A 24,945-nucleotide genomic window follows, 5' to 3' on the forward strand; every position below is an offset into this window, starting at 1 on the left:
GGTTAAAACTGAGCAGTTAGCTTGATATACACTTCATCTTTGCCTAATTTACTGTCTAATCCATGAGCGTAACCAATCCGTACTGGTAACGTGCCGCCATAAAGTACGATGGTATCGATCTGCATTTCAGCACCAATCCCCGTCAGGGCTTGGTAGTTTTGGTTATCGTTCCAGCTTGATCCTGAGTCGACAAATACAGAACCTGAAATATCCCCCAAGCCAATTGGCCACAAATTCCAGTTTCGTTCAGCGCGATACAATAAGCGGCTTAGTTCAACACTTTGTGTCGCGTAAGCTTGCCCTACTTGAGCCGCAGAGCTGTAGCCACGCAACTCTATCTGTTGGCGGCCATAGAGCTGCGCGCTGTCACCTTCGTAACTGCCCAACTCAAACGCTTTGGCTTTTGAATCTGCATAACCTGCCGCAAGGTGAGTGGTAAGATTGAAGCTCCCCGGGAGGTCCCAATGTGCTTGCCACTGCGCCTGCCATTTTTGTCCAGAGTAATCACCGCCAACATTGGACTCCCATACCAAATCAGCGTAATGACCCCACGCATAACCAGGAACATTCAATAAGCCTTCACGGTTATCCCATTGCAGCGCAGCCCCTGCTAGCCACTCATCACTGGCTTGTGTATAGCGCGTACCTTGAGGCGCTTTGATCAGTGACTCTTTCTGCCAATAAGTTCCGATACCAAACATTAAGTTATCATCGAGGCCATGCCATAAATAATTACGTTGTAACGTTAAGTCATCTTGACGGACAATGCGATCGTCTTTATTGGTCAATGGGTTTAACTTAAACTCATGCTCTCGGCTGAGCGTCGCTTGCCAACGGTTGTCATATTGATATCCCAATTGGTACGTCGCCAACGCATTTTTTGTATCCCAAGCCGCTTGGATTTCATATTGATGTCGCCCTAACACATCTGAACCACTGGTCGAGAAACCAAGTAACGATTGGTTATCATCCCCTTGCCAAACGGGAACCCAATAACGTGGCGTTAAAGTCGACAACGGTGAGTAGTCGGTAGTGTCACTTTTTTCGACCTGAGATATCGGCGTCGAAGCAGCGGATGTCACCTTGGCAAAGGAAGACAGCGGAGCCTCATTGAAAGCCGTCACCGCCGGAATGTGGCGCAAATGGTAACCATCATGCTCATAAGCTTGGTAGATAAGCCCTTGCGATTGATTCCATTGCGGAGAAAAAGCACCACCAATTTCATTGGTTAACTGCTCCAACTGCAAACTGGCCAAGTCCATTCGGTAGATCTGATAACGCCCCGTGTAATCGGCGCTGAACAGCAACTCTCCCTCTTGGGTAAAACTCAATTGATGCTCGGTTGCTGATGTTTCAGTGACAGCCAACCAGCGCTGCTCTTTGGCGACAAAACGCATGATATTCCAAGCGCTAGACGGCTGCTTCACAGAAGCATAAATGTCACCTGTCGGAGACAGCGCCATATCACCAATAACCCAACCATATGTGCCTTGCCATAGGCGGGTTTGCTGCCCATCCAGCGTCACCTGCCATAACTCAGGCAACCCTTGTTCATGACGGGTAGCGAAAACACTTTGCCCATCTCGGCTCCAACGTACTTGGGTAAAGCGCTGTTGCTCGGTTAAACGCTGCCACTGCCCATCAACGTAGCGATAAAGATCATTCAACACTCGTCCATCAAGATAACTATTCACTTGTGACGCGACGATACCTTGCTGGGGATGAACATCGAGGCTAGTTAAGCTTTTTGTAGTCAATAAACGCTGCCATTGATTTTGCTTACTATCCCACATCGCTAAATTTGCTCGATCAACCCCATCACGACGCCAAGCCAGTAATTGCTCTGATCCACCATTGGCTAATAGATATTCAAACGGCTGGCTATCGAGAGATTGAGCCTCCGAAGGCTGTTCCTTACTTTGCACAATTTGATCTGAAAACTGCGTGATTAGATCGGCACGGAACTCTTGCCAAAGCGCAAAAAAGTCTTTACCAAAAGCACGTTGAGCGCTTCGGTTTAAGAAAACGCCCGGAATTAGGTAGCCACTATAATCGCTTAAAAAATGCTGGAGTGCGTCTTCGCCATACGTTTTGGCTAAATAATCAATAAAATACGCGCCGTAGAGGTAATTACTGCCAAGCGGTAAACGTTTGTTCGCTACCACGATTTGGTTGAGATCAGCTAGTTGCCCGCTCGCCACTTCCATGCGCATTTGCATCGCAAAATGGCTATTGTGCAAACGTCCATAACCTTGTTCATTTTGGCTTTCCATGTAAACCGCTAACCCTTCTAACAGCATCGAGGGTGTCATTGCATGCGGGAAAAGCAGTGTGTGACGGCCAAAAATACGTCGAGCTCCAGTGACCGCACGCTCATTTAATTCCATATGAACAATGTGAGTGTATTCATGGCGGATGAGCATGTGCAACCATTCATCATTGCCTTCCAATCCATTGACATCGCTGGGGGGATTTAAGATCAAGCGAATTTGAGCATAAGGCAGCGGCGTTGCCCAACCGTTGGAATAGTCGTAGTCATCCACCAGCGTTAGGTGCGTTTTTTCAGCTGGCATCTTTGAGAATTGACTGGCAAGGTCTTGATGCACTTTCTCGGCAATATCTAACGAACGCGCCGCGTACTGGGCCAATTCACTGCGAAAGTGCACGATAAAATGTTGCGATTGTTGAGTCTGCCATTGCTGACCAGCTTGATCCCAAGCGACTGACTCAGCCAATACTGTTGGTGTATGCATACCCAAACAAACCATCAAACCCATAATGGGTGAGAGTACAAATTTTGCTGACATCGTTACAACAACCCTTTTCAATAATTTAAGTGCGGCGATTGTACGTTGAATGTGAAAAGGATTGGGTATCGAAATGTATGGCTTTGTCAGGATAAGGCCTGACTATCATTTGCTCCCCCATTTAAGGAGATGGCACTTAACATTGATAAGCAATCTATTTCATATCGCACTCTATTTGACTGATCGGAACGCTCGATTGACCAAAACAGACATAAGCGGTAATTGGTTGATTTACCTTCATTTTCACGTAGCCAGCTTTTACATCATCCTCTCGAAATCGAACCATATTGGACGTTGCTTCTGAACCATCGACATAAATCGCCGTGAAATCATCATTCATCCAAGCAACCACTTTGTCGTAACTCTATTTGGTCTTAAACACGATCTCGGCGCAGCGAATAGGCGGCTACTTCTTTAAGCGAGAAGACCCACTAGATATTGCAGGCCCGCAAGCGGGATCAGCCTTCCCTAGCCTATCAGGCTATATGGACGCACTCTTTAATAGCAAAGATGGCGCTTACGCTTATTTAAATGGTTTATATGATGGCAGCGATGGTTTGTTCCCAGTCACCATCACTGATGTTCCTTACAAAACCACGACACCAACTAAAGTGTATCAACAAGACGGTTTAACCATTTACGCACCCGGTATTCCTCATGGGGACGTGCCATGTTTGGCTTATCGTATTGAAAGTGATCAGGGCGTTATTGTTATTTCTGCCGATCAAAACGGCAGTAACCCAGCATTTCTCGATTTTGCTCAAGGCGCTGACATTTTAGTCATGCCGATGGCTGTTCATGAGTCAGCCGATGAAGTTTCCGCATTTATGCACGCTAAACCTTCAGTGATTGGCGAAATTGCAGCCAAAATCAATCCTAAACTGCTCGTGCTCAACCACTGGATGGGAGTCGGCCTTAAACATAAATCAGAGTCCACCAAGATCATCAAACAGTTTTATCACGGCGAAGTTATTGCCGCCCGTGATCTCTCAAGCTACCCAATGAGTTCCGTGAAGGAGATAACCCATGAATTGTAAAATTGTTTTGTCTATTGCGATGACTTCGGCCATTGCTCTTCATCCTGCAATGAGCGTTGCAGAAACGTCAACGGAAGCACCAGTGAGTGTGCAACCCACCTCGCAAAATGGTGGCAAATGCGCGGCTGGCAAATGTGGTACTGAAAAACATTTTGAAAAACAGGATTTAAAAAGCGATCCGCAAGGACGTTTAGTACGCGCCAGAGATGGTAAATGTGGCTTAACCGCAGAGGGAATCGCACCTTCCGCTGAAACCATTACTCTAACCAACAGCAAAATCACTGGTGGTGTATGCGGGCAATAGATCGCACTTCAAAAGGCATCGGCTTGCGTAGCGAACACATCGATTTGCTATGCCAGTTGCCTGACCATCCCGACATCGATTTCCTTGAGCTTGCTCCGGAGAACTGGATGAACATGGGCGGACTTAAACGCGAGCAGTTACAGCAGATAGCAAAGCACTATCCTCTGGTTGCACATGGGCTGAGTTTGTCGATTGGCGATTGTCAGCCACTGAACAAAGCGTTTGTGAAAAAGGTAGCGGCATTTTTAGATGAATTTAACATCGACATTTACAGTGAGCATTTGAGCTTTTCACGTGATGCCCAAGGGTACTTGTATGAACTGCTGCCTATCCCGCGCTATAAAGAGAGCATTGCTTACTTGGTTGATCGCATTCACTGCGTTCAAGATATTGTGCAACGTCCTTTGGTGCTGGAAAACATCTCCTACTACCACAGTTACGGCAAGGAGATCCCCGAAGGCGAATTTATTGCTGAGATAGTCGAGCGCAGCGGCTGCCAGCTGCTGATTGATATCAATAATGTGTATGTGAATAGCCGTAACCACAATTACTGCCCGTTTGACATGCTGGCCACTTTACCGAGCGAAGCGATCGGCTATTACCACATCGCAGGTCACTTAAAAGAGCGAAGATTTCTTGCTCGATACCCATGGCAAACCAGTACAACAAGAGGTGATTGACTTGGCTCGTTATGCTTACGCTCAACAAGGTAGCCGTCCTTTGCTGCTTGAACGTGATCATCATGTGCCCCCTCTGGTGGTTTTGACTGAAGAGTTGCGCACTATCCATCATGAGATCATGCAGCCAGCGCCATCATTAGTTATCGATATGGAGCGTAGCCATGCTTAAACCACCAATGAACATGAGTATGTCAATGCACGCACTGACCTGCGTGATCCGCTCTCCTGTCGCACAAGGCGAACCGCCCTGCCGTTATCGAGAGTTCATTCGAGAGAATATCTACTCTGTCATTAAGCACACTTTTCCTCTGTTCTACGCTCAACTTAACGAGGAAACACTCTACATTTTGACGGACGAATGGCTGGTAATACATGGCGCTATGGAGCCTAAGTTCCATCAGATTGCGACTGAATTTGTTCAGTTTATCCAACAGCAAAATAACCATAACGCCAGTGTTAACCTCAGTGCTGAGCAAATCGCACTACTTGAATATGAATGGATCGTTTTCAACGCTGAAATGGATAGTGCTCATGTGCCGAATCTCAACGTGTGGTCGGATGACGCTGAAGCTCAACCGGAGGCGTTTTGCATACAGCTTAACCCAACGTTAAAACTGGTCGAAGTGCCTTTTCTTGTCCATCCAGAATCGGTCACTTTTTTGATTCAAGAACAGAAAACGGTCTGTTATGGGGTATTTCGTCATGTATCGCATCAGGTGGTATCACAAAAACTCAGAGAAGTGGATATCGCCCTAATTCAGATGATTCAAAACGCCCCAGCGCAGTCACTAACGCAACTAGAACAACAGATAGCTCAACACCTATCCAACTTCCATTTTTTGGCGTGGGTTCAAACGTTTCAGCAACAAGGACTCATCAGCCTGTATTTATTAGGAGAAACTCTATGATTCATTCAGCCCTCAATTGGTACGATGGCGTGATCGAAAAATTTAAAAAATTCGATTTTATCGTACTACTTGCGATTCGACTTTTTCTCGTGCCGGTGATTTTTGTCGGCGCTCATTCCAAAGTGGTTGGTTTTGCTGGAACCGTTGCCTGGTTTGGCGCCTCAACCGCCGATGGTGGTTTAAATCTACCTTTTCCTGAACTGCTGGCATTTTTAGCCGCCGCGACGGAAGTGCTCGGCTGTATATGCATCGCACTTGGTCTTTTTACTCGCATTATGGCGATTCCAATGATTTTCATGATGAGCGTGGCGAGCGCAATGGTGCACTGGAAACATGGCTGGGATGCGATTGCCACCAGCAGTATGGAAGCAACCGTGCGCTTAAATGGATTTATTGAATGGTTAGCCGTAAATTTCCCAGGCCGATACAACTACATCACTGAGCTCGGTGACCCTGTGATGCTCAATAACGGGATGGAATTTGCGGCGACTTACTTTGTGATGCTGATGGTTCTTTTCATTTATGGTGGTGGCAGCTACGTCAGCCTCGACTACTGGCTAAAAAAACCATTCACTCGCACGCCTCAAACCGCTTAACACCTAATGATGCCGACTAACTTGAAGTTGCCACCCGCAGCTTCAAGTGGCAGGCGTTATCAATCACACATTCATCTCTGACTATCTTACCTGCCATTTTGCTGGCAGGAGGGAGACTTTATGCTTACAGATGTGGTGGAACTGTCACGGTTCCAGTTCGCCAGTACGGCGCTTTACCATTTTATTTTTGTTCCGCTGACCATTGGCTTATCATTTTTACTGGCGATCATGGAATCACTGTATGTCATGACCGGCAAAACCGTTTACAAAGACATGACTCGTTTTTGGGGCAAGCTGTTTGGCATCAACTTCGCCGTTGGCGTTGCCACCGGCCTCACTATGGAGTTTCAATTTGGCACCAACTGGGCGTACTACTCTCATTATGTGGGTGACATTTTTGGTGCCCCGCTGGCGATCGAAGCTTTGATTGCCTTTTTCCTTGAATCTACCTTAGTTGGGCTATTTTTCTTCGGCTGGGATCGCCTTTCTAAGCGTCAGCACTTAAGCGTGACTTGCTTAACCGCTTTAGGCTCTAACTTTTCTGGTTACACCTTAGGTGAAGTGCAACAGGTGAAACTGGCCGCCATTGAAGCCGAGTGGGATACCAAACAAGCCCCTGCCTCTTTTACTCTGTTTGGGCTACCTAACCAAGAAACCATGCACACAGACGCGGCGGTTAAAGTCCCTTATTTGATGGGTATTATCGCCACGCGTTCATTGAATGAGCCCGTCATCGGCTTAAAAGATTTGATGGCGCGCAGTGAAGAGCGCATTCGCAATGGCATGCTCGCTTACGGGCGATTAGAAGCCTTACGCAATGGTGACGATTCACTGCAAAACATCGCTCAGTTTGAAACGCTAAAAGAGGATTTAGGGTACGGTTTATTACTCAAAAAATACACCGATAAAGTGACTGATGCGACTGAAAGCCAAATCAAACAAGCCGCGCAAGATACCATTCCGCAAGTTGCACCTCTGTTTTGGAGCTTCCGCATCATGGTGGCCTGCGGTATGGCGATGTTCGCTGTCATTGGGCTCTGTTTCATCCAAATTTGTCGGCGAAAAATCGGTACTCAGCCTTGGCTACTCAAAGCAACACTATTGTCGATTCCACTCCCATGGATTGCCAGCGAAGCGGGTTGGTTTGTCGCTGAGTTTGGCCGCCAACCTTGGGCTATCGGTGAAGTACTTCCGGTTAATATGGCCGTATCTAACCTATCAACCAGCGATTTATGGATTTCACTGGGCCTAGTTTACTTACTCTATAGCGCATTTTTGGTGGTGGAAATGTACCTGATGGTAAAGTTTGCTCGGCGCGGACCAAGCGCCCTACATACCGGACGTTACCATTTTGAAACGCAAGATGGGCACGGATCTCTATCTCACGAACACCATTAAGGGAGAACACAATGTTTGATTACGAAACCTTACGTCTGCTGACTTGGGCGATTGTCGGTGTGCTATTGATTGGTTTTATCATCACCGATGGCTTTGATATGGGCGTTGCAGCGCTACTGCCCATTTTGGGACGCAGTGATGTTGAACGGCGAGTGATCATCAACAGTATCGCGCCTCATTGGGATGGCAACCAAGTGTGGTTGATTACTGCTGGCGGTGCGATTTTCGCTATCTGGCCACTGGTTTACGCCACCGCATTTTCTAGTTTCTATTTAGCGATGATGTTGCTACTTGCTGCGTTATGGCTGCGCCCAATTGGTATGGATTATCGCTCAAAAATCGATAACCCCACATGGCGCAAGGCGTGCGATAACGCACTGTTCATCAGTGGCGTTGTGCCGCCCCTTATCTTTGGCATTGGTTTTGGTAATTTATTGGTAGGAGTCCCTTTTCAGCTCAATAACTTATTGATGCTCGATTACCAAGGCCATTTTTGGGATCTATTCACACCATTTCCACTACTGTGTGGCCTGCTCAGCCTTGCCATCGTCGTCACTCAAGGCGCAACGTTTTTACAGCTCAAAACTTGTGATGTGTTATGCGAGCGAGCCCATAGCGCGTCGGTCGTCAGTGCCAGCATTGCCGTGGCTTTATTTCTCATCGGCGGATTCTTTGCAGCCAACATGGCGGGTTATATTATCATGAGCCCAATTGTCACGGATGCAGCTTCAAACCCCTTGCATAAAGAGGTGATTAGCGTCGCTCGTCATTTACTGCATAACTATCAAGCACACGCCATGCTGTGGTTGATCCCTTGCGTGGGCATCGCGAGCTTATTGGCGTGCATATGGGCAAGCCTGAAACGAGCATCTGGCGGGGCATTCTTATTCTCTAGCCTTGCTATTGCATGCATTATTTTAACGGCAGGCGTGGCGCTATTTCCGATGATCATGCCATCAAGCTTAATGCCATCACACAGTTTGACGATTTGGGATGCCACATCCAGCCAAAAAACACTCAATATCATCACGCTTGTCGCCATCTTAGTGGTGCCAGTCATCCTCAGTTACACGGCTTGGGGTTACTACAAAATGTTCGGTCGATTGAGTGATGATTATATTCGCAACCACAGCGTATCGCTGTACTAAAGGAGATGGCTGATGTGGTATTTCTGTTGGGTTCTTGGCGTATTACTCGCCTGCGCATTTGGCATAATCAATGGATTGTGGCTTGAGCAAGCAGAGCACTTCGATGAATCGTAACTCACTCATATGCAAGCAGATAACCTGCTAAGAAGCGTTAAGATCATCAAGCTTTAAGATAAAAAATGGCGCTGTTTTTAGCGCCATTTTTTATCACATCGTAAGAAACGTATTTACTGAAATTTTGGGCCAGCCGCGGCAACAAAAGCCATCTCAACCAGATAGTCAGGGCTTGCCAATTGCGCTTGAACGCAGGCTCGGCTTGGTGCGCATCCTTCTGGAAACCAGCTATCCCACACTTCATTCAAAGCGGCTAAATGAGCAAAATCCGTGACATAAATCGTCACCGATAACACGCGACTTCTGTCGCTGTCGATCGCCGTCAACTGCTGCTCGGCTTGGGCTAAGATCTGCTCAACCTGCCCTTTTATATCGGCTTTTGTATCGCTATCAGCCACTTCCACAAAGTGGGCAATGCCGTTGAATACGGTAATGTCAGACCAACGTTTACTTGGATTAATACGATGAATAGTCATTAATTTCTCTCTTTATGGTAAAGATAACTCGCAACAGTGCTGTTCGATCACACAGACTGGCGCGCCGACTTTACAGCTAAAGCCGCTGGCAACCAACCTGCCTGTGGTTTCATCTCGGCGATAACTGGCGATTGTGTGTGAATGTTGGCTAGCAACCAACAACCAATCTCCATCCGCAGACAAAGTGAAGTCACGCGGGAATTGGCCACCGACGTCAAATGCGGCAATCCATTGCGGTTGTGGCTGGCATAGTTCAAAAAGAACGATTTTATTTTGCTCTCGGCAGGAAGCATAGAGAAAACGTTCATCGGGCGACAACTTAATCGCCGCAGCCGCTCCACTTTTCGCCTCATTCGGCAAGAGATCGCACTCAGCCTCTATTTGCCATTGTGTCCCGGAAAATACTAAAGTGACCAAAGTCTCCGACAATTCACAGACCACAAAAGCTCGGGTTTCTGCGTGATTAAACACCACATGGCGCGGCCCACTCCCCGCTGGCATCTCCACAGTTCGCACCAATGAAAATGCCTGATTATCACTGTTGATGGCGAAAAAATGAATTGCATCACTCCCTAAATCGACCACAACCAGTTGCGACGACTGTTTAAGGAAAACCACCTGATGAGCGTGAGGTGAGGTTTGGCGCTCTGCATTTGGCCCCTGACCATTAATCCATAGATCAGCAATGCATGACTCAGGTTTGCCAGTGTCGTCCAAACGAACAATGTTCACATTACCCGACCCATAATGCGCCACGGCGCAATAGCGCTGCTTGGTATCAATAGCAAGATGACATGCATAGCTACCAGACAATGGCATTTGAGAAACAGAGCCCTTGTTAATGTGTATTAATTGTGGGTTGTCGCTCGCTTCTACCTCATTAAAAGTGTAAAAGCCCTTGGTGGTTTCAAGAAGGTAGGAAGGGTTACGCGTCGCCATCACCTCTTGAAAAACACTAAGTTCACCCGTGATGGTGTTAAGCTCAATCAGCTCAACGCCGTTACTATTGCTTGGTGCATCCGTATAAGTACCAATGTAAAAACGCGCGGCATTGTGTGTGCTCATTTTCCACCTATCATCAAAAATAAAACACTATACCCAAATTTCACCTTAATCTGGGATAATTTAATTAAGCTGCCTGTGTGGCAGTGATGAAAACCGCCATACAGTCCAAACTTAAATCCAATCGGGCGATTGCGGAACATAATCAATGAACAACATGCTCGGAATAATGTTTATTTTTCCTAGAGGATAAAATCCATCTTCGCTGTTAAATAATTTTCCGCGATAACGTTGCGTGGGTTTTTAGATACAACAAAGCCCGCACGTGGCGGGCTTTGTTTGAATTTGGTGGGTCTTATTGGATTCGAACCAACGACCTTCTGGATGTCGACCAGACGCTCTAACCAACTGAGCTAAAGACCCAAATTTTTGTTCTTGAGCATGATACATGCAACTGAAATGGTGCGTCCGAGTGAACTCGAATCACCGACCCCCACCATGTCAAGGTGGTGCTCTAACCAACTGAGCTACGGACGCATATCTTCAGAACGGAGTGGATATTAACGGCTGTTTTTGCTGTGTGCAAGTCTATTTTCTTTGTTTTTGAGCCAGTTGGCTTATCTATCACCAGCTTGTCTGTTTTTTATTCACAACTCTGGGTTTAAGCACAATAACCGGATTAACAATAGATGTAAGCTGTCCAATTTATTTCATTGTATAAGTTATGTGAGATTATCCATTGATTCGGACCAATTATCTCGTACTATAAGCTTTATCAATATCTTCGATATGCAATACGGTGACGTAACATGGATGTGCGATTATTCAATCATTCTCATCATTTGAGAGCCTCTGTACTTTGTGGGTTAAGCTTACTGCTGACCGCTATTGCATTTTTCTTCGTCCTATTTAACGTTTTTTACACTTACAGCTACGGGCTAGCAGCATTAGAATTTGTCTTCATGTGTTACTCCTATTACGTTTACTTGATTGCAAAGCAACAAACACATTCAGCTACTCATATTCGTGTCTACGTTTATTTTCTAGTCTTTATTATCAGCGCAGGGACTTTTATCCAGCCTTTAAGTAATGGTCTATTTTTATGGACCACGTTTTTCCCAGTACTTTTTTATCTATTGCTAGGGGTTAAGCATGGCCGCCTCGCTACGGGCATCGCACTCATTCCGCAACTGTTCAACATTTATTATCAAGCCTTATGGAATGAAGCTTATGATCCAATCCCGTTGATGATCAATCTGCTTCTTTGCTACTGCGGAATTTGGACAGTGGCTCATATTTTTGAATCTAGCCGTAAAAAAACCGAAAACTCACTACGCTATCTTGCTTCTCGTGATGCGTTGACGGGCTCTCACAATCGTTTAGCACTCACTCATGCCTTCGCTCACTTTGTGCAAAATAAAGTGGATACGACGCTGTGCCTTTTAGTGATTGACCTTGATTATTTTAAGCAAGTGAATGACACCCATGGGCATGATGCCGGTGACAAGGTGCTGATCGATACGACGCAGGTAATGTCTCAAATTGTGGGCGACGATAACCTCTACCGTATCGGCGGGGAGGAGTTTTGTGTGACTTTGTTTAATAACAGCATCGCGCAAGCCGAACATGTGGGAGAAAAATTACGCGAGGCGATTAATCAACATTTGTACGCTTATGGATCGAAGCGAATCCAACTGACCTTAAGTGTCGGTATTTGTGAATACCGTGAAGGTGACAAGTTGGATGTACTACTGAAATTAGCCGATGTTGAGCTTTATAAAGCGAAGAAAAATGGACGTAACCAAGTTCGTATTTGCCAAGTCAATGACAGCAAAAATGATGCGACACTTTGGGCTTCTCAGAGTTCTTGATCCTCTCCGACTTCATACACCACATTATAATTTTCAGTATAGGTACACTGTGGTTGACGGCTACACGTAAAGAATCGTCGACCTTTGAATTCGCCTTGGCTGGCAATTTTTATCACCATTGGGCTGCCACATTTTTTGCAAAAACGCACTTCTTTATCGGTTTCGATCAAATCAATATGTGCGGCCAGTAACCTTCTAAGTTTGCTCACTTGGTAGCTGTGTTTGATGTTCGCACCAATCAATGGAATGTTGGCAGACTTACACACATGCATCAGCAATTTTTCACGCTCTACCTTGCCTTTATGCAGTTCTTTTCCGTTATCCAACTCGATGATGACTCGCGGCTCTAAGGTTCTTGCATCACACACCACAAAATCAAAATAGTTTTTGGCGATTCGGTTATTGGCGATGAACCACTGCTTTTTATTCAAGTTCACCGCTGGGGTAACCACGTTGGCCATTGAAACTTTAGCCAACACCACACCGTGTTCCCCTACTGCAGATTTCAGCGCGTTATGAAAGGCGCCTTCCGACATATTGAGTAACGCCCCTTTCTTCTTATAAGCGTAGTCTTTGGTATCGTCGTGTTTGATCACGTACTTTTGGATAAAGACAAAAAACAGCACCAGCAGTGCAACAATGATAAAAATGTTGGTCATACGATAAAAACCATTTTGAAGTAATTAGCTAACTCGCTAATTAATAAACGAAGTACCACCCAAAGGCCAGTTTATTACTATGGATTTGTTGAAGAGGGTGACCTAATCCACATGGCCGCAGGCTCTCTTGTAAGCTGAATCTAGAATGTGTACCAGAGTGTCATTCAGGTTGATAAGCTACGCCAATGAGTGGAATGTCGCAACTTGTGTTTTCTGTCAATGGACAATGACCAAACGAGAGGCTCATTAATGAGAGTCTTAGTAGGAAAAAGCTCGCCGCAGCGAGCTTTTATTGCTTTAACGATTAATCCAGTCGAAGTAAGCGACCAGTTAAAGCCGGAGCGATGATTGTCGTTGTACCAATTTGCGTGGCGATCGTCTCTTCAGTCATTAAATCCTTCAATTGAGTCGCAGCTTTTACGCTTCCCATATCAAGAGATAATCTCCGCTCCACAGTGCTGGTGTTCAGCACATAGAGGATCTGCTCATCACCGTACACTTTGAGATCCGCGTACAAACTCTCGTCAATCCAGACATTACGCCGCTCCCCTTTAGCCAGTGACGGGTATTGGCTGCGCAGTAGCATTAGTTGACTGACGCTGTTTTTCAGCGCTTGCTGTTGTGGTGACAAGCTTGAACCATCTACTTTGCCACTAGAACGAGCAACGTGATCATCACACAAACCAACAGCGGCACAATTTTGTGTCACTTGCGCTGCAAAGTTTTCGACTTCATCCCCAATCTCTTCACCATAGTAAAGCGTGATTGGCCCAGAATAAGCAGCAAGAAAACTGAACGCGGCAAGATGTCGCGCATAATAATCACCTAAATTACCTCGTTGGATCAGGTCACCAAAGCGAACCAAATCATGATTACCTAACATTAGATTTGGCATGGCGTGATAAGGCGATTTCGCTCGGTTATTCCAACTGGCTTCTAGACTTAGAGCGCTACCACTTGCGCCAGATTCTTCCACTGCTAGTGCTTGCATCACACCATAGCGTAAAGGAAAGTTGAAGGCTGAGGAGAGCGCTGGGTTTGCATCACTGCCATACGCAGTTAGGGTAATGTCATCAGCCCCTTGCCACACTTCACCGACCATATAGCCTAATGTGCCCCATGATTTCCCTGCATTGAGGTTATCTTGCGATGCTTGTTCAACCGCCGCGCGCAGCGAACGCCAGCTCTCAAGCGGGACTTGATACGCTTGGTCTAAACGCCAGCCATCAATGCCAAACTCACGGATCCAGTAGCTGGCAACTTCAGTGAAAAATGCCTCACTCGCTTGGCTAGGATAAGTGACCAACTTGCCCGGATAACCACTTTCCCCGTCATGAAGCTGAGGCAACTTGCCGCTCGGTGACGCTTTCACGCCAACAGAGCTGGTGTGGCCAAATACGCCATCCAATAACACATACAGCCCTTTGTCATGCGCACGATCAATCAGCTCTTTTAGTTTAGCGTTGCTGCCAAAGTTAGGATCTACGTTGAAATAATCACACGCAAAATAGCCAGTAGCGTCAAGCTTATCATCGCCATTTTGACCCGCACAGGAATCAAATACTGGCGTTAACCACAACGCATTAACGTTCAAGCTAGCAATATAATCCAAGCTATTGATGATGCCTTGCAAATCACCACGGTGGTGCGAGTTGCCGTAACCAACGCCGTAATCAGCGTTTGAATCTCCATCAACAAAGGATTCCACCATCACTTGATAAATTCGCAAATCACAAGCGGGGTTATTGTCTTGATAACACGCGTAGTCAACACCCGTATCCACAACGCCAACCACCAGTTGCGATGTGTTGGATGCATCCAGTGTGAACTTCCAAACACCTTGCTCTGTTACGGTAAGCTTGATATTGCCATTTCCTGCATTTTCCAATGTCGCGGAACCGCTAGCGATACTAAAGCCACCAAAACCAAGGTTTAGTGTGCTCCAATCTTCAGAAGCAATTTTGAATTCATACACTCCGGGAGTCAGATAACCTTCAAACGTGTAGAGACCATTTTGCTGATAGGATAATGGATTTGAAACTCCCCAACCGTTCATCGAACCACGCACGTACACCGTGGTTGAACCATAAGGTGCAACATCAATTGGTGGCGCATCAATGCTTAAGCCAGCACCCTGCTCGCCCTGCTGCGGCATCACAAACACTGCCGCCGTTAAGGCTGGAACGGTAAAGCGGCCATTGTTAAACTGGCTCGCTTTAACACGCACATCTTGTGCTGTGCGTAAAACAGGATGTAATTCAAAGCGCTGCGCATTCGGAATAACCACACTTTGCTCTGCGGTATTAGCGTTGATGGCGACAACGATGGCCTCAACGTTAGGGTCGAGATCCGCACCAGCTGAAACACCATCATTCACCGACATAACAATCATGCCAGGCTGCGCATTTGGCCCCGTATTATGGAAACGAACACGATTTAACACTTCTTGCTCAGAGATTAGCTTGAGCAACGGTGTTTGCGCACGAATCGCCAGCAAGGCTTTGAAGGCATTGTCTGTCCATGCGATATCTTGCGCGGAAGCCACCGTATTGGGGTTGGCTATCACACTTTGAATCGCACTCCAGTTGGCCTGATCTTTATCTGCTCTTGGCAAGCCGACATTCCAGTTGTTGGTCTGCTTGCTAAAGTCAACACGGTTGTACCAATCACCACTGTCGTAACTGTCGCGCGCCATCGATTTTGAGCGAAGTAGTTCTGAACCCATATGGAAGAAAGGAACACCTTGCCCAAGCATTACTGGCGCAAGACCAATGATCTGCATGCGCGCTCTATCCGCTGAGCTGGTTTCTGCTTTTGCTTTATATTGGTTGAAGTCCCACAGGGTTTGATTGTCGTGTTTAGAGACGTAGTTAATCGACTCTTGTGGGTCAAGTGTATAGGCCGCGCCTTGGCCACCGTATTGGAAATCACGGCCAAGCACTGTCATGCCGCTGGCGGTTTGCAATGGATAGGCTTGTAAATTGCCAGCCATGCCATAGCGAATTAAGTCCATTTTCGATTTCAGCTCATCACTAAATCGATCACCTGCATTAGCAAAACCCGGAGTGGTTAATAACGCCTCACCGCTATCAAATGGACCACCGCCACGCACACCGTCACGTAAGCGATCGTTATAAGTCCCTATTCCCGTTCCAGCCATTGGCCATTGCGTGGCATTTTCGCCTCTGGCACCGTTGGCGACTTCACCAAAGTTCCAGCCTTCACCATAGAACCAAGTGTCAGGATCAACCGTTTTCGCCGCCTCATAAATCTTGAGCATGCTTGATTTCATCAAGTGTCCCATAAGATCGAAACGGAAACCGTCGATTTTGTAATCTTGCGCCCACATCGTGACGCTATCGGCCACCAGTTTCTCGAACATACGGTTTTCTGAAGCGGTATTGTCACAGCAGCTAGAATTTTCAACCGCACCTGTGATGGGGTTCAAGCGGTGGTAATAACCGGGCACGGTTTTATCCAGTACTGATTTGTCATACAAACCTGACGAGTAGGTATGGTTGTAGACCACATCTTGCACGACTCGAAAACCAAGCTGATGCAGTTTTTGCACCATTTGGCGGTACTCTTTCACCCGTGACACACCATCACTTTGCACTGCATAACTGCCTTCTGGCGCGCTGTAATGGAATGGATCATAACCCCAGTTGAAGCTGTCAAGCGGCCGCACATCCGCCAATAATGCTTGTGCTTGCGGTGTATTCGGGTCGGTTTTTTCCAACAGAGAAAGTATGGTCGCGCTCATCGACGTGCCATCAGAACAGAGTGACGCTTGCGGGTTAATACCACACAGTTTTGCGACCGTATCATTAAGATCGACCCGCTTTTGCTCATCTTCCGGAATCGACGCTAAATCATAGCTTGGCAGTAAGTGAATGGTGGTTAAACCCGCTTGTTTTAAACTTTTCAGGTGCGCAACACTGTCACGTTCTTCTTCCAAGAAGGCGAGGTATTTACCGTTGTATTCCGCTGTTCCTTTGCTATCACTGTTGCTGAAGTCACGAATGTGTACTTCATAAAGAATGTTATCTTCAGGATGACTCAGTTCAGGAATAATTTGAGCATCCCAATCGTCCGGTTTTGACTCTGCTGCGGTTAAGTCCACCAATTGAGAATAAAGGCTGGATGTGCTGAGCGATTGCGAATACGGGTCGGTCGTCATCATCCATTCAAGTTGCGCCGTTTTAGGATGGTAGGCCTGCACGCGGTAACGATAGAAACTGTTTTTCAGCGAGCGCTCACCTTGATAGTGCCAAACTCCGGTATTTGGATCTTCAACCATCATCTGCGGTGAGGTACTGCGAAGGGTTTTATCTTGATCATACAGATACAACTCCACTTGCTGCGCGGTCGGAGCCCATAGCGAAAAATGCGCGCTATCACCGTCTATCCACGCGCCAAGTTTCGCTTCATCGGCATCATCGCTGCCCGCCGTGTAAAGATTATCGACTATTCCTGGGATCTGTACTTTTGTTGCAACCAGTACTTTACCTTCAGCATCTCTCGCCACTGTCAGTAGCTGAGTTTTCAATAGCGCTTTAGCTTGTTCATTGCTCACATCCAATGTGAAGGCTGTTCGACCCGCTAAATGTGGGAAATGCGCATTATTGGTCACGCCTGACAAGGCTAATGGGTAATGAATGAATTGTTCAGGATGGGCGATATCACCATTGCCTTGTGCGCGGCTCCAAAGCTCATAGCTTGCCGCTTCGCTGTGATCGAACCACGCCAGTTGATTTACCGCAAGCCAATGTGCAGCTGCGCCCTCAATGGCAACTTGAATTTGCTCATTCGGAGAGTAGTTCAACACCGCACTACCGTGGCGCGTATAAAGCGTATTGCCTTTGACAAAATCCAGCACTAAATCATCGCCGCCCAGCGCTTTATTATTGCCACTGTGCACAATAAAGTTCATGCAGTTGCCATGTTCTGCTTTAAGTGGAATGCGATATATCGCTCCATAAATCGGGTCGATTTCTGAGGCTAAGTAAGGATTTCCCCAATCCACACTATTAAGCGCAGATTCAGAAACAGAATCACAGCTACCGTTGTTCCAAAGGTGTAGTCCCCAGCCGTCATAATTATTGTCATCACGCAGGTAGTAAATGATCGCTTCTTGATAAGTTGGGGTCGGCTCGGTTGTCGAGTTATCCGCCTGTTTCGGTTGTGGATCAATACTGTCGGGGATGCCATCACCGTCATCGTCGCTTGAGGCAAAATCCCCTAGCCCATCGTTATTGGTATCAAGGCTTTCTAAGCGATCTCGTGGGAATACATCCTGCGCGTTGCTCACGCCATCACCATCAATATCATCATCTTCGACATCCGCAATGCCATCGCCATCGAGATCGGCAGCAAAGCTTAAGGCGTCATAAGGATCTGCCCCTAATCGCCATTCAGTTTCATCAGGCCAGCCATCGTTGTCATCGTCTAGGTCTGCGTGATCGCCAATGCCATCATTATCGGAGTCAATACTCTCTTGGATGTCGTAAGGAAAATGGTCAATCAAATCGGCTACGCCATCTCTATCGCTATCAAAGCCAATAACAGGCTCACCATTTTCAAGCATCAGTGTTTTATCGCGAATATCGCTCTTTTCTCGCTGCGATTTTTTGATCTCATCGCCAAACAGTTTACTGGCTTTTTTCAAGGTATTGGCCAATTCAGGCAAGCTGGAGTCATCGATAGTAGCAGGTAGCAGTTGCGCTAGCGCTTTAGCAGATTGAGCAACCAAGATGTGATTATCGACATAATCCGCTTTGACATCCAGAGTTGGAATACGCAGCGCCTTTTTCAGCTCAGCCAACGCTTTACTCTCTCGCTTACCATTTTGCATCTGCACGCTGAGGTAAGTCGTAAAAGGGCTGATCACCGGATAATTTGCTGGCGCCATCATTAAATAATTGCGCGCCGCTTTGACGGTGGGAATATCTTGGTCAACGGTTTTTCCCTTGATAGCAGAAGCCATCAGATAATAATTTTTTACGTCACCACGCAGCCCCGCCACGTTAATTTTTGCGATACCTTTTTGGTCGGTATACGCTTGAGGTTCGTTTTGTTCAAATTGACGATTGCCGTTCACATCCAGCCAAACTTGGGCATTGGTTAAATACCCATCCATGACTTGAACGTCTAACGAGTCATTACAACCCGCTAGCATACCAATTGAAGCAAACGCTAAAGTCATTCTCGTTAGGTTTGTTTTCATTGTTGTAATCCGTTTTATAACGTTAGTGCTCGTCCTGCTCTCACTGCTGGCAGAAAACCTATAAATCAGTAGACATATGCCTATATCTACCTAAGCTAACGTTATAATTTTGACACCGCCAATTACCTCCCCCTTGCCATTTTGCTCTCAGGGCGTAGAGCCAAGGGAGGAGAAGAAAAACACAGAGTTCACTCACGCTCAGGGTAAATGAGATGAAAGGAAAGCAGCGAGAGCAAGATAAAAACGTGATCGGAAAGACAAAGCGTAGAATGAGGAATCATGAAGTGTGAAAGAATATTACATTTTGACCAATCTAATAGAGTTTGATCTTAGTCTCATAGCTGAGGCCTGAACATGGAAAAATAGCCAAGCCTTGAACCTAAAAATAGCCTATTGAGGGATATCTAAATGAATGATGGTACGACTTTCAGGATGCAGTGCTTCTAAACTGCTACGCCAATGTTTTTCAATCAATTTGTCCATTAAACCACCAGTTTGAGCTTTGCGTAGGGCACGCTCAATGATCGGCTGATATCGCTTTGTTTCTTGGCTAAGATAAAAAATGAAATCGCTTTGATATTGCAATATCAAGTGCTGTTCAATGGCCAGATACGGAAGTGATTTAGCTTCATCGGAAACTTCATTCATGCCTCTTGGAAAATAGTGAATCGGCCCTTCTGCAGATAGTTTTTGATAGAGATTTCGCCATTCACCGTCTTGTTGATACACTTTTAAGCTATTATTGCGCCAGACCTCAACATCATACCAATTAACGCCTAACCCAGCGGTTAATCCCGCCTTTTGTAAATCATTAAGCGAATGAATAGTATCAAACGTTCGTTGTAATTGAGGTGGAATCAACAAAATACGTTTACCAATCAGTCCTTTGGTCAATGGAACATTTATGCCCGCATAACGCTCATCTCGTTCTTGAGTTTGTAAAAACCACATCAGTGATAATTGATTATTTTCAACCATTTTACTAATTCGTTTTTGAGGTACATGGTCCGGCGTAATAATTATATTGACCTTCACCCCCTGCTCCTCAAGCGATTTTTGCAATAACTCATGATAATAAGCATGGGTATTATTTTGTAGTGTTGGCAAATGTAAGGTTAACGACATTTCTGATGCAATTGCTTGGGTGTGTAAAGCAATAGAACCCAAGAAAATCAGCATAGTCATTCGCATATTACTTGTTCGCTTCATACTGCCTACCTCCAAAATATTTTCCTATCTAAACTATAGCCCCTTTGATTGGTTTATGTGCGGCGGCATTCGATTGCAAATAAAAGATGTGGCTGGTGATAAATAAAAAGAGCCTCATATGAGACTCTCCTTTACTGACTAAAGATAGGCCACTCTAAAATCAAGCAAACACATACTTATCCATCAGGGTAACCATTTTGCCAATTTCGGGTTTGGTCAAGGTATCATCAGCACCCAGTGCTAATGCCTTTGCTCGGTTATCATCACTCATGATCGAGGAGAACATCACTATCGGCGTTGTTTTATAAGTTTCGCTGTCACGCAAGCGCTTCAATAAGTGCATACCATCCATGCGCGGCATTTCTACATCCGTTACGATCGCATTCACTAACTCTGCCACGGGTACGTTTTCGGACTTGGCTACTTTTTCAATTTCCATCAATTTCTCATAGGCTTCACCACCGTCTTTACACGCAATAATGTTGTAGCCTGCAGAGCTTAATGTGTCTTGTATTAAGCTTCGGATAAAAGCCGAATCATCCACCACCATGATGGTTTTCGCATTACGTTTGCTGATCATTTTTTGGTTGAGGTCGACCGATCTGTCCACCGTGACATCGTATTTTTCCATACTCAATTCAGGGTTGATGTCAGCGATGATTTTCTCAAAATCCAAAATCATGATCAGGTTGCCGTCTTTGCGAACAACCGCCACGACGCAATCTTGCTCACCCGCTTCTAAAAACTGACTCGGCGATTCAACATCGTTCCAAGAAATACGGTGAATACGACTAATGCTGTCAATCAAAAAGCCATTGGTCATGCGGTTAAAATCCGTCACGATAACAAACTTTCGATCAAGGCTTGGATTAGTAGGCACACCAAGCCAACCGGCAAGATCAACTAACGGAGTTAGTACATCACGTGACGAAAATACACCGATCATATGCGGCTGAGCATTGGGATAATCGGTGGTATCAGGAACTTGTATCACTTCCCTAACTTTCGCAACGTTAATGCCGTAATAGCAGGTTTTCGTGCGTCCATCTGGCAGTACCTTTTCTAAATGGAACTCAATAATCTCAAGTTCGTTGGTACCACTCTCTGTCAAAATTGTACTACTTGGGTTGCTCATACTGGTCACTAATCTTAAGAATGGTTATTGGTATTTGTTTAATATGGCTTGATATCGATTAACACCGTCTTCATTAACCGTGTTCTTTACTTTATCAATACCGATTTGTAAATCGTCTAATAGTGTTTGGTCTATATTTTTATTAAAAGCATAGTAAAGTAATCCCTGCTTTAACACATAAAGTGTTTCAAATTGATCTGGTGTATATCCTGCTTGTTTTATCCACCAATGGGCTGACCTTTCATCGTATGCAATCAAATCAATACGCTTTTTCACTAACTGCTCTGCCAGCATAGTGACATCGGTCGCTTCTTGCATGGAATCTCTCGGAACACCATATTGCAACAGCATTTGTTCGCCGACGTCATCTTTTATCACCCCGATTTTATAGGAGGTAATTTCTAAAGGTTCCCCAAGTTTGATATTACTGCCTTTACGTGCAATTACCGAAACTTTGATGTCATCAATTGGGCCTACCCAATGAAATAATTCCTCTCTGTGTGACGTCCTTGTTGTCGAGAAAAGTACTCCGTCTTTTTTCAAAATGGCAGAGCGGTAAGAACGAGCCCACGGTTGCAATACGATCTGGCTCGATAATACGTCATGTCCTGAGAATTTAGCTGCTTCTTGGAGTAAATCAACCGAAATTCCAGTGATTTTGCCCTGATTCATAAAATTAAAAGGGGGATAGGCCTCTGTATAATACGTTAGTGTTTCAAGACTAGCGGGATAAGCAGGTGATGATGCCAACACACTGATTAGCCACATAGGTAGAATAGTACGCAGATATTTGATTACGTTCATCCTCTCTCCTACATGATGTTATCTGCCTTTTGTTCTTAAACTTTAGATGGGGTTTGAAACGCCGTCTAGTTCATCGCAAGCATTCATCATCAACAATACAAACAACGTGATTAAATAGCATTAAATTTCATGCAGTTAACCCATTAAATCTCTTTGTCTAACGCACAACTTTTTTGTAGCAACGCTCCGGGCGACCAACCGTGCCGTAATTTAAGTCGGCGGTCAGCTCACCACTGCTGATTAAATATTCCAGATAACGCCTTGCCGTGGTTCGACTTGCGCCAATTTTCTCTCCCGCTTCGTCCGCGGTCAAACTGCATGGTGTATTAAAAAGATGGCGTATTTTGTCTAGCGTAACCCCATCAATTCCTTTGGGAAGACGCAGATGAGTGAGAAGCTCACTGGTATTGGCTGTCAACATTTTATCAACTACGTTTTGGTCAACATCAGCCACGGAGCCCAGCTCTAATTGTTGGGTTTGGTATTTTTTCAATGCCGATTCAAGACGGGGAAACATGACTGGCTTGAGCAAGTAATCAACTACGCCACCACGCATTGCCTGTTGTAGCGTTTCAACATCGCGCGCTGCAGTAATCAAAATTACATCACAGCCTTGGTTATTGCCTCGAACTTTCTGTAAGAGATCGAGCCCCGTACCATCCGGTAGATAAACATCCAGCAATACTAAATCGGGTTTGAGGATATCTAACTGCAATTGGGCATCGGCGTGAGTCGTTGCAATGCCAATGACTTCAAATCCCTCAATTTGTGTCAGGTAACGATGATGTAATTGCGCAATCGCGATATCATCTTCAATGATCATGACACGGGTATTCATACTTGTTCTTCCTTAGGCAGATAAACCGTAACTCTTGTTCCAACATCTTGATTACTTTTCATTTCTAGCTGCCCTTGATAGCGATCAGCTAACTGTTTTACCAGGTGTAAACCCACACCTCGGTTATGTTTTGCTTTGCTAGATACTCCCTTTTGCCACAATTGCTGTGGCGACATTTGTTCGGGTAAACCACACCCTTTATCATCCACTTCAAGAATAATTTCGGCACCATAATCGCTGAGTGACACTTCAATGATGCGTCGTTCTTGTATCACCCGTTTTTCATTGCGGATCATCGTGAGTGTCGCATCAAATGCATTGTCAATCAGGTTACCCAAGATGGTGACGATATCTTCGGCATTGATACGCTGCGGCAAAGGTTCTAGACGCGATCCCTCTTCAACGACTAACTCCAAACCAAGTTCACGAGCCCGCTCAGTTTTACCCAGCAGCATTCCGGCAATGAGTGGATCTCTAACTGTCTCGCGTAGAAATTCAATGAGCGATTGGTAATGAGCCGTTTCTTGGCCGATTAAATGCTGAACCGCTTCCAGCTCTCCCATCTGTACAAGCCCACTGATGGTGTTGAGTTTGTTGCGATGTTCGTGAGTTTGAGAGCGCAGCATTTCAGCATACTCTTTGGTTTGGGAGAGTTGCTCGGTTAACTCGTTGATTTCATCTCGGAGGCGGAAGCTGGACACCGCCCCAACCACTTTACCGTCAACAATAATCGGACTTCGATTGGCGATCAGACGCTGTTGATTGAGGTACAGCTCGATGTCGTGATCAGGCGTGCCACTTTCAATAACACTCATGAGATCACTTTCAGGCAGAAACAGAGAAAGTGGTTGATTCAGTGCTTTCTCTCGGTTAATCGCCAAAATCTCACACGCACTTTTATTAATGGAACGAAGAATACCCGCCTCATCAATACTTAAAATGCCTTCCTTTAAGGTACTCATGGTGACATCGAGTTCGACATACAATCGGCCAATCTCTTCTGGTTCAAAACCGAGTATCGCTTTCTGAAAACGGCGTGAGGCGTAGCTGGAAAGTACAGCATTCGCCAGCACTACCAGCAGTGCCATCCCAATTAGATAGATGAGAAAAGGTTCAATTTTATCTTGTAGTCGTTCTATTAAGTAACCAACTGACACCACACCAACGATTTGTCCTTGGGCATTTTTCACCGCCGATTTTCCACGCACGGATTTACCCAATGAACCCTGAGCAAAAGAAACGTATGACTCACCATGTAGCAAAGCTTGATCATTATCTCCCCCTTTCATGGGAAGACCAATTCGTTCATCAACAGGATGGACTAAGCGGATCCCATGTTGATCGCCGATAACAATGAAGGTTGCACCGATTAATTTTGTTAACTCTCGATAACGCTGTTGGTGATCCACCCCACTACCAGATTCAAGCATATCGACCACTGATGGAGTTTGTGCAAGAAATGAAGCAACCCCCAAAGCCTTTAAGCCCATCTCTTCTTCTTGAGAATGTTTGATGTACACAAAACCAGCGGCAACTAACAGCAGTAATTCAATCAACCCTGAAAGGGTCATTATGATCAGCATACGCTTACGAAAACTGATACTACTCCACACCATAAATCCCTCTTTAACTCTGCATACAAGCTAACACTTATTTAACATTTGAGCGAAGAGAGAAACGAATAACTGTGAACAATACTACGCATTCCACGCACCATTTTGGTTCGTTTTATT

Annotated in this window: 18 protein-coding genes, 2 tRNA genes and 2 pseudogenes; 9 read left to right on the forward strand and 13 right to left on the reverse strand. The window is 45.6% G+C overall.

Annotation, left to right across the window (positions count from 1 at the left end; genetic code table 11):
• Positions 1 to 2: 2 nt before the first annotated feature.
• Together AACV32_RS14555 and AACV32_RS14560 are read right to left on the reverse strand one after the other, a co-directional pair.
• Positions 3 to 2,807 (reverse strand): BamA/TamA family outer membrane protein, encoded by a 2,805-nt coding sequence (locus tag AACV32_RS14555; RefSeq protein ID WP_170895340.1) that lies wholly within the window; start codon positions 2,805 to 2,807, stop codon positions 3 to 5.
• Between the two features lie 154 nt (positions 2,808 to 2,961).
• On the reverse strand, positions 2,962 to 3,147 hold the full coding sequence (locus AACV32_RS14560; protein WP_249339345.1) for a hypothetical protein: 186 nt from the start codon (positions 3,145 to 3,147) through the stop codon (positions 2,962 to 2,964).
• 61 nt (positions 3,148 to 3,208) lie between these two features.
• On the opposite strand from AACV32_RS14560, the pseudogene AACV32_RS14565 reads away from it, so the two are divergent.
• The 8 genes and pseudogenes from AACV32_RS14565 to cydX all read left to right on the forward strand — a co-directional run.
• Positions 3,209 to 3,844 (forward strand): annotated as a pseudogene (locus tag AACV32_RS14565) (MBL fold metallo-hydrolase); the annotation flags it as partial.
• A complete protein-coding gene (locus tag AACV32_RS14570) occupies positions 3,834 to 4,148 on the forward strand; it encodes a hypothetical protein (protein WP_170895341.1) in 315 nt (104 codons plus the stop codon). The pseudogene AACV32_RS14565 and the gene AACV32_RS14570, both read left to right, overlap by 11 nt.
• Positions 4,136 to 4,997, forward strand: a pseudogene (locus AACV32_RS14575) (DUF692 domain-containing protein). Before AACV32_RS14570 ends, AACV32_RS14575 begins: the two are co-directional and overlap by 13 nt.
• Positions 4,990 to 5,736 (forward strand): HvfC family peptide modification chaperone, encoded by a 747-nt coding sequence (locus AACV32_RS14580; protein ID WP_170895342.1) that lies wholly within the window; start codon positions 4,990 to 4,992, stop codon positions 5,734 to 5,736. The pseudogene AACV32_RS14575 and the gene AACV32_RS14580 overlap by 8 nt, the downstream one beginning before the upstream one ends.
• Positions 5,733 to 6,332 carry an HvfX family Cu-binding RiPP maturation protein gene (locus AACV32_RS14585; RefSeq protein WP_170895343.1) on the forward strand — a complete coding sequence of 200 codons (600 nt, stop codon included), beginning with the start codon at positions 5,733 to 5,735 and terminating at the stop codon, positions 6,330 to 6,332. Before AACV32_RS14580 ends, AACV32_RS14585 begins: the two co-directional genes overlap by 4 nt.
• A 120-nt stretch (positions 6,333 to 6,452) precedes the next feature.
• Positions 6,453 to 7,730, forward strand: a complete 1,278-nt coding sequence (locus AACV32_RS14590; protein WP_170895344.1) for a cytochrome ubiquinol oxidase subunit I — start codon at positions 6,453 to 6,455, stop codon at positions 7,728 to 7,730.
• Between the two features lie 11 nt (positions 7,731 to 7,741).
• Entirely contained in the window at positions 7,742 to 8,878 is a 1,137-nt protein-coding gene (cydB, locus tag AACV32_RS14595; RefSeq protein ID WP_170895345.1) for a cytochrome d ubiquinol oxidase subunit II, read from the forward strand.
• A 12-nt stretch (positions 8,879 to 8,890) separates the two neighbouring features.
• Entirely contained in the window at positions 8,891 to 8,992 is a 102-nt protein-coding gene (gene cydX, locus AACV32_RS14600) for a cytochrome bd-I oxidase subunit CydX (protein ID WP_013856710.1), read from the forward strand.
• Positions 8,993 to 9,105: 113 nt separating this feature from the next.
• Here cydX and AACV32_RS14605 read toward each other — a convergent pair whose 3' ends face one another.
• The 4 genes from AACV32_RS14605 to AACV32_RS14620 form a co-directional block, all read right to left on the reverse strand.
• Complete coding sequence (locus AACV32_RS14605) at positions 9,106 to 9,468, reverse strand: RidA family protein (RefSeq protein WP_064625364.1); 363 nt, start codon at positions 9,466 to 9,468, stop codon at positions 9,106 to 9,108.
• Positions 9,469 to 9,480: 12 nt separating this feature from the next.
• Positions 9,481 to 10,533 (reverse strand): lactonase family protein, encoded by a 1,053-nt coding sequence (locus tag AACV32_RS14610; protein WP_170895346.1) that lies wholly within the window; start codon positions 10,531 to 10,533, stop codon positions 9,481 to 9,483.
• 283 nt (positions 10,534 to 10,816) lie between these two features.
• Positions 10,817 to 10,893: transfer RNA gene (locus tag AACV32_RS14615), tRNA-Val, on the reverse strand.
• 37 nt (positions 10,894 to 10,930) lie between these two features.
• Positions 10,931 to 11,007: transfer RNA gene (locus AACV32_RS14620), tRNA-Val, on the reverse strand.
• A gap of 272 nt (positions 11,008 to 11,279) precedes the next feature.
• On the opposite strand from AACV32_RS14620, the gene AACV32_RS14625 reads away from it, so the two are divergent.
• The gene (locus AACV32_RS14625) at positions 11,280 to 12,341 is read left to right on the forward strand and encodes a GGDEF domain-containing protein (RefSeq protein WP_170895347.1); all 1,062 of its coding nucleotides are present in this window, start codon (positions 11,280 to 11,282) and stop codon (positions 12,339 to 12,341) included.
• Here the strand turns inward: AACV32_RS14625 and AACV32_RS14630 are convergent.
• The 7 genes from AACV32_RS14630 to AACV32_RS14660 form a co-directional block, all read right to left on the reverse strand.
• The gene (locus AACV32_RS14630; RefSeq protein WP_170895348.1) at positions 12,329 to 13,000 is read right to left on the reverse strand and encodes a DUF2726 domain-containing protein; all 672 of its coding nucleotides are present in this window, start codon (positions 12,998 to 13,000) and stop codon (positions 12,329 to 12,331) included. The two genes, AACV32_RS14625 and AACV32_RS14630, sit on opposite strands and share 13 nt — an antisense overlap.
• 304 nt (positions 13,001 to 13,304) lie before the next feature.
• Positions 13,305 to 19,226 carry a pullulanase-type alpha-1,6-glucosidase gene (gene pulA, locus AACV32_RS14635; protein ID WP_170895349.1) on the reverse strand — a complete coding sequence of 1,974 codons (5,922 nt, stop codon included), beginning with the start codon at positions 19,224 to 19,226 and terminating at the stop codon, positions 13,305 to 13,307.
• A gap of 390 nt (positions 19,227 to 19,616) precedes the next feature.
• Complete coding sequence (locus AACV32_RS14640; RefSeq protein WP_249339502.1) at positions 19,617 to 20,435, reverse strand: hypothetical protein; 819 nt, start codon at positions 20,433 to 20,435, stop codon at positions 19,617 to 19,619.
• A gap of 160 nt (positions 20,436 to 20,595) precedes the next feature.
• Positions 20,596 to 21,570 carry a chemotaxis protein gene (locus tag AACV32_RS14645; RefSeq protein ID WP_170888357.1) on the reverse strand — a complete coding sequence of 325 codons (975 nt, stop codon included), beginning with the start codon at positions 21,568 to 21,570 and terminating at the stop codon, positions 20,596 to 20,598.
• A 24-nt stretch (positions 21,571 to 21,594) separates the two neighbouring features.
• The gene (locus tag AACV32_RS14650) at positions 21,595 to 22,374 is read right to left on the reverse strand and encodes a substrate-binding periplasmic protein (RefSeq protein WP_170895350.1); all 780 of its coding nucleotides are present in this window, start codon (positions 22,372 to 22,374) and stop codon (positions 21,595 to 21,597) included.
• Between the two features lie 157 nt (positions 22,375 to 22,531).
• On the reverse strand, positions 22,532 to 23,212 hold the full coding sequence (locus AACV32_RS14655; protein ID WP_170895351.1) for a response regulator: 681 nt from the start codon (positions 23,210 to 23,212) through the stop codon (positions 22,532 to 22,534).
• Positions 23,209 to 24,828, reverse strand: a complete 1,620-nt coding sequence (locus tag AACV32_RS14660; RefSeq protein WP_017049143.1) for an ATP-binding protein — start codon at positions 24,826 to 24,828, stop codon at positions 23,209 to 23,211. The genes AACV32_RS14655 and AACV32_RS14660 overlap by 4 nt, the downstream gene beginning before the upstream one ends.
• Positions 24,829 to 24,945 lie beyond the last annotated feature (117 nt).

Origin of the sequence: Vibrio sp. B7 (genome assembly GCF_963888765.1) — a bacterium.
Taxonomy (GTDB): domain Bacteria; phylum Pseudomonadota; class Gammaproteobacteria; order Enterobacterales; family Vibrionaceae; genus Vibrio; species Vibrio anguillarum.